This window comes from Stenotrophomonas sp. HMWF023 (assembly GCF_003060985.1).
Classification (GTDB): Bacteria; Pseudomonadota; Gammaproteobacteria; order Xanthomonadales; family Xanthomonadaceae; genus Stenotrophomonas; species Stenotrophomonas lactitubi.
Map to the genome: position 1 here is coordinate 54,155 of NZ_QAIJ01000258.1, position 6,234 is coordinate 60,388.

General features: G+C 66.1%; 5 protein-coding genes. 4 read left to right on the forward strand and 1 reads right to left on the reverse strand.

Annotated features, from left to right (window positions below; translation table 11 throughout):
* Positions 1–64 precede the first annotated feature (64 nt).
* The 3 genes from DBR20_RS14645 (at position 65) to DBR20_RS14655 (ending at position 3,697) form a co-directional block, all read left to right on the forward strand.
* On the forward strand, positions 65–796 hold the full coding sequence (locus DBR20_RS14645; RefSeq protein ID WP_100462435.1) for a hypothetical protein: 732 nt from the start codon (positions 65–67) through the stop codon (positions 794–796).
* A complete protein-coding gene (locus DBR20_RS14650; RefSeq protein WP_108266677.1) occupies positions 784–1,413 on the forward strand; it encodes an HAD family hydrolase in 630 nt (209 codons plus the stop codon). The genes DBR20_RS14645 and DBR20_RS14650 overlap by 13 nt, the downstream gene beginning before the upstream one ends.
* A 310-nt stretch (positions 1,414–1,723) precedes the next feature.
* Positions 1,724–3,697 carry an LTA synthase family protein gene (locus DBR20_RS14655; protein WP_108266678.1) on the forward strand — a complete coding sequence of 658 codons (1,974 nt, stop codon included), beginning with the start codon at positions 1,724–1,726 and terminating at the stop codon, positions 3,695–3,697.
* A 216-nt stretch (positions 3,698–3,913) separates the two neighbouring features.
* On the opposite strand, the gene DBR20_RS14660 is transcribed toward DBR20_RS14655, so the two are convergent.
* Positions 3,914–4,852 (reverse strand): carbohydrate kinase family protein, encoded by a 939-nt coding sequence (locus DBR20_RS14660; protein ID WP_059065157.1) that lies wholly within the window; start codon positions 4,850–4,852, stop codon positions 3,914–3,916.
* A gap of 282 nt (positions 4,853–5,134) precedes the next feature.
* Here DBR20_RS14660 and DBR20_RS14665 point away from each other — a divergent pair, with 282 nt between their 5' ends.
* Positions 5,135–6,181 carry a rod shape-determining protein gene (locus DBR20_RS14665; RefSeq protein WP_025877255.1) on the forward strand — a complete coding sequence of 349 codons (1,047 nt, stop codon included), beginning with the start codon at positions 5,135–5,137 and terminating at the stop codon, positions 6,179–6,181.
* The last annotated feature ends 53 nt before the right edge of the window (positions 6,182–6,234 follow it).

Consider the following 6,234-nt stretch of genomic DNA (forward strand, 5'->3'; position numbering starts at 1 on the left):
CTCGTGAAGGCGATAAAGTAGTGCCTTCGGGCCGAAAGGCGGTTGGATGTTTACGGAACAAGCCATGAAACGACTGATCCTGCTCACCGCCTGCACCCTGGCCCTGGCCGCCTGCAGCAACCCCGAGGAAGAACGCAAGGCGCAGGAGGCCGCCGCTGCCGCCGTGCAGGCGCAGAAGGAAGCCAAGGCCGAGGACGTGGCCAAGCAGTACGACACGGCGGTGGCCGCGCAGGACTGGGAACGCGCACGACTGCATGGCGCCTCTCTGCTGGACCAGTACAAGGACACCGCCGCCGCCGAGCGCATCGCCGCCGGCTTCGACGAGGTCAAGGCCAAGGGTGATGCCGCGCGCGATCTGCGCCGCATGCAGGGGCTGTGGCAGTACAACCAGATTCCGGTCGGCAGCAAGGGCAACCAGGTGTCGGCACAGATCTTCAGCAAGGAACGGGTGGATGTGGATGGCAGCGGCGCCAAGCCGGTGCAGCTGGTGTTCCGCGACCACCCCGAATGGAAGCGCCATGCCTACCTGGTGCTGCAGGCCGGCGATTTCCGCTGCCCGCAGTGCACCGTGAAGGTCACGGTGGACGATGGCAAGCCGATCTCCATGGCGGCTTGGCGGCCGAAGACCGACGAGGCGATCGCCATGTTCATCACCGACCAGAAGGCGCTGTGGAAGCTGGCAGCCAAGGGCAAGTCGATCAGCATCGAATTCCCGGTCAAGGCCGGTGGCACGCGCACGGCCGTGTTCGAGACCGGTGGCGTGGATGCCAGCCGCATGCCGGCGTGGTGGCATTGACCGTGGATGCACGGGTGGCTGCGCCGGCACTGTCGACGATCCGTCACTGGGTGTTCGACATGGACGGCACGCTGACCGTGGCGGTGCATGATTTCGCGCGGATCAAGCGCGAACTGGCGATTCCGCAGGAGGATGACATCCTCACCCACCTGGCCGGGTTGCCGGCCGCGGAAGCCAGCGCCAAGCATGCCTGGCTGCTGGCGCACGAGCGTGCGCTGGCCGCTGCGTCCCAGCCGGCGACGGGGGCGGTGGCGCTGGTGCGCGCGCTGCAAGGCACCGGCTGCCGTCTGGGCATCCTGACCCGCAACGTGCGCAGCCTCGCGCAGGTCACCCTGCAGGCGATCGGGCTGGGCGACGTATTTGCCGAAGAAGACATCATCGGTCGCGACGAGGCCGAGCCGAAGCCCTCACCCGCCGGGCTGCAGTACTTCCTGCGGCGCTGGCAGGTGGAACCGTCGCAGGTGGTGATGGTGGGCGACTACCGCTTCGATCTGGAATGCGGCCGCGCGGCCGGCAGTCGCACGCTGCTGGTCAATGCCCCGGACAACCCGTGGCCCGGCATGGCCTGTTGGCACCTGGCCGATTGCGCGGCGGTGCTGGAGCGCTGGCGAGGCTAGCGCGGCGCCCTGTACGCGCTGTGGCGGGAATCTGGGCCCCGCCACGGCGGTCAACTCTCGACTGTCATCACAGTGTATTGTGCGAGGCCAGCTGGAGGTTCTGCGAATGCCCGGCAGGGGGTGAAGCGGAGGCGGTTGTGGAACCGTCGCCGCTCACTGCCGCGGCCTGATCGAAGCCGCAGCAGGCGTTGAAGGTGCCGGCGGGTGGTTTCGCTGCGCTGGTGGTTGTGTCGGGTAACACGTTGTCCGGTGTGGCCCGCTGCCAAGGATGGGGCGTGGGTGTCCTTTGCTCCATTTCTGGATTCCTTTCATGCTCCGAGCTGTGTGGGTGTCGCTGTACCGGCGTCTGTGTCCGATTGCCGCCTTCTTCCTGTTTGGCCTGGTCGCCCTGTCGTTGTCGCGACTGGGGTTGGCGCTGTGGCACGCCGCGCGGGTCAGTGCTGCTGACGGCTGGGCCACGGTGTTCCTGCAGGGGCTGCGGGTGGATGTGTCGACCCTGTGCCTGCTGTACGGCATCCCGGCGGTGCTGGCGCTGCTGTTGCCGCTGGAAGGGCGCGTGGGCCGCGCGTGGCGCCATCTGCTGCGGTGGTGGCTGATCCTGGCCAGCGTGCTGCTGGTGTTCATGGAGCTGGCCACACCAAGCTTCATGGCCGAGTACGGCCTGCGTCCCAATCGCCTGTTCCTGGAATACCTGATCTATCCCGAAGAAGTCGGGATGACGCTGCTGCGCGGCCATCTGCTGGCCGTGGTGATCGAAGTTGCCGCGGTGGTCGTGCTGTTCTGGGCATTGCTTCGCGGGTCGCGGCGCTGGGTCGGCAACAGCCCGATGGTCGCAGTCGAAGCGGGATGGCTGTGGCGGCTGCCGTTGGCGTTCCTGGTGCTGCTGCTGGCGGCGCTGGGCGTGCGTTCCAGCCTGGGTCATCGGCCCTTGAATCCGGCACTGGTGGCGTTCTCGACCGACCCGACCATCAACGCCTTGCCGCTGAATTCGCTGTACACCGTCGGCTATGCCGCGCGGCAACTGGCGACCCGCAGCGAAACCTCGCGCGTCTACGGTGACCTGCCGCTGGCCGAGGTGGTCAGCGAACTGCGCGCCAGCAGCGGCCTGCCGGCATCGGCGTATGTCTCCGACGCATTGCCGAGCCTGGCGCTGCGTCCGCCGCAGTACCAGGGCAAGCCGCGCAATCTGGTGATCGTGCTGGAAGAAAGCCTGGGCGCGCAGTTCATCGGCAGTCTCGGCGGGCGGCCGTTGTCGCCCAATTACGACCGACTGAGCAGACAGGGCTGGGCATTCGAGCGGCTGTATGCGACCGGCACGCGTTCGGTACGCGGCATCGAGGCGGTACTGACCGGATTCCCGCCGACGCCGGCCGAATCGGTGGTCAAGCTGCCCGCCAGCCGCCAGCGCTTCTTCACCCTGGCCGATGTGCTGGGGCGGCATGGCTACGACACCGGCTTCTATTACGGCGGCGAAAGCCATTTCGACAACATGCGCGAGTTTTTCCTCGCCAATGGCTTCAACCGCATCGTGGACCGCAAGGATTACCGCAAGCCGGCATTTGTCGGCTCCTGGGGTGCGTCGGATGAAGACCTGTTCGGCCAGGCCGACCAGCAGTTCCGGCAGCTGAAAGCGCAGGGCAAGCCGTTCTTCGGCCTGGTTTTCACCTCCAGCAACCACGATCCGTTCGAGTTCCCGGACGGCCGCATCGACCTGTACGAGCAGCCGAAACAGACCCGCGACAACGCTGCCAAGTACGCCGACTACGCGCTGGGCGAGTTCTTCCGCAAGGCGATGGCGTCACCATACTGGGAGGACACCGTGTTCCTGGTGGTGGCCGACCATGATTCGCGGGTGTTCGGCAAGAACATGGTGCCGATCGGCAACTTCCATATTCCCGGGTTGATCCTCGGCGGCGGCATCGAGGCGCGCCGCGATACCCGCATTGTCAGCCAGATCGATCTGCCGCCGACCCTGCTGTCGCTGCTGGGCATTGCCGATCCGACCCCGACGGTGGGGCAGGACCTGACCGACCTGCAGCGGCTGCAGCCGGGGCGCGCGCTGATGCAGTACGACCGCAATCTGGCGTGGATGGAGGGCAACGATGTGGCCATCCTGCAGCCGGACAAGCCCGCGCAGGGCTTCCGCTACGACCCGGCCAGCGATCAGCTGCAGCCGCAGCCGTTGCGGCCGGAACTGGCGCGGCGCGCACATGCCTACGCGATGTGGGGCACGCTGGCCTACGAAAAAGAGCTGTACCGCTTGCCGGAGAAGGCCAAGCCCTGAGCTGGAGGTAGCGCCGGGCCATGCCCGGCGAGCGCGCAGCGCGGGCTGCATCCGGAATCGAAGGTGTCTGGTCGCAAAGCCGCCGGGCGTGGCCCGGCGCTACCCAGAGCGGTGCCGGCCGCTGGCCGGCAGTGTCGACCAAGGTCGACACCTACCAGAAGCATTCCCCATGGCGCATCGGGCGAAAAGCTCCCGTCAGTTGCGCGGGCAGTTCGTTTACGCGTTCAACGCGTAACCGAACTGCTGCTTGAACTGCTCGTTGAACTCATCGAAGGTGAAGCGCTGGTTCTGGGTGCCCGGGTGCTCGACCTTCAGCGCGCCCATCAGGTTGCCCATGCGGCCGATGGTCAGCCAGTCGAAGCCCTTCTGGATGCCGTAGATCAGGCCGGCGCGGAAGGCGTCGCCACAGCCGGTCGGATCGACCACGCGGCGCTCGTGTGCCGGCGGGATGTCGTAGCTCTTTTCCGGGGTGTGGATCACCGCGCCCTTCGGGCCACGGGTGGTGATGTAGGCCTTGACCCGGCTGACGATCTCTTTTTCGTTCCAGCCGGTGCGTTCCTGCAGCAGGTTCGACTCATAGTCGTTGACCACCACGTAATCGGCCTGCTCGATGAACTCGCGCAGTTCCGGGCCGTTGAACAGCGGCATGGCCTGGCCCGGGTCGAAGATGAACGGCACGCCGTCTTCGTGGAATTCCAGCGCGTTCTGGATCATGCCTTCGCGGCCGTCCGGGCCGACCAGACCCAGGCTGACGCCCGGCACGTCGCGCACGTGGTTTTCGTAGGAACGCATCATCGCGCCCGGGTGGAAGGCGGTGATCTGGTTGTTGTCGTGGTCGGTGGTGATGAACGCCTGCGGGGTGAACAGCTCATCGATCACGCGCACGCGGGTGAGGTCGATGCCCAAGGCATCGAAGTGCTCGCGGTACGGGCCGAAGTCCGAACCCACCGTGCCCATCGGGATCGGATCGCCACCCAGCAGGTGCAGGTTGTAGGCGATGTTGCCGGCGCAGCCGCCGAACTCGCGGCGCATGCGCGGCACCAGGAACGACACGTTCAGGATGTGCACCTTGTCCGGCAGGATGTGATTCTTGAACTGGTCCGGGAACACCATGATGGTGTCGAAGGCAAGAGAACCACAGATCAGAGCGGACATCGATGTAAGCCTATGCGGTGAATTTTGGGATGGGCCGGCCCACTTCGGCAGGCAAGCAAACGGCGCCCTTGGGCGCCCGACGGCGCAAAGGTTACCCGCTGGTGCCGCTCAGGGCCAGAACCGGCTGATGCCCGATCAGGCCGAAAGCCTGTGAAGGCGCGGGTTCAGCTAGTTTTCTCCTTGCTCGGCGGCAGGCGGGTTGCTAGGCTTGTCGACCTCGATTTCTGCCCATTTTTTCGCCATCCCGCGTTGGGCGCGACACCCCTCAGGATCAACTCCCAGATGTTCAAGAAACTGCGCGGCATGTTCTCCAATGACCTGTCCATCGACCTGGGCACGGCCAACACCCTCATCTATGTGCGTGGGCAGGGAATCGTGCTGAACGAGCCGTCCGTGGTCGCTGTGCGCCAGGATCGCGCGATTGGTGGTACCCGGTCGGTGGCAGCCGTTGGCGCCGAGGCCAAGCAGATGCTCGGCCGTACCCCGGGCCACATCACCACCATCCGCCCGATGAAGGATGGCGTCATCGCCGACTTCACCTACACCGAGGCGATGCTCAAGCACTTCATCAAGAAGGTGCACAAGTCGCGCTTCCTGCGCCCGAGCCCGCGCGTGCTGGTCTGCGTGCCGGCCGGCTCGACCCAGGTCGAGCGCCGTGCCATCAAGGAATCGGCCGAGGAGGCCGGTGCCCGTGACGTGTTCCTGATCGAAGAGCCGATGGCGGCCGCGATCGGCGCCGGCATGCCGGTCACCGAGGCCCGTGGCTCGATGGTCATCGACATCGGCGGCGGCACCACCGAAGTGGCGGTGATCTCGCTCAACGGTATCGTCTACTCCGCTTCGGTGCGCATCGGTGGCGACCGCTTCGACGAATCGATCACCAACTACGTGCGCCGCAACCACGGCATGCTGATCGGTGAAGCCACCGCCGAGCGCATCAAGGTCGAACTGGGCTGTGCCTACCCGCAGGCGGAAGCGATCGAGATGGAAATCTCCGGCCGCAACCTCGCCGAGGGCGTGCCGAAGATGATCAAGATCAGCTCCAACGAAGTGCTTGAAGCGCTGCACGAGCCGCTGTCGGGCATTGTCAGTGCGGTCAAGCTGGCACTGGAACAGACCCCGCCGGAACTGTGCGCCGACGTCGCCGAGCGCGGCATCGTGCTGACCGGTGGTGGCGCCCTGCTGCGCGACATGGACCGCCTGATTTCCGAGGAAACCGGTCTGCACGTGCAGGTGGCTGACGACCCGCTGACCTGCGTGGCCCGCGGTGGTGGTCGTGCGCTGGAACTGGTCGACATGCACGGCAACGAGTTCTTTGCGCCGGAATAAGCCGTCCCGGCTGCCTGTGCCCGCAGCGCCCCTCCGGGGTGCGGCCCGCCACA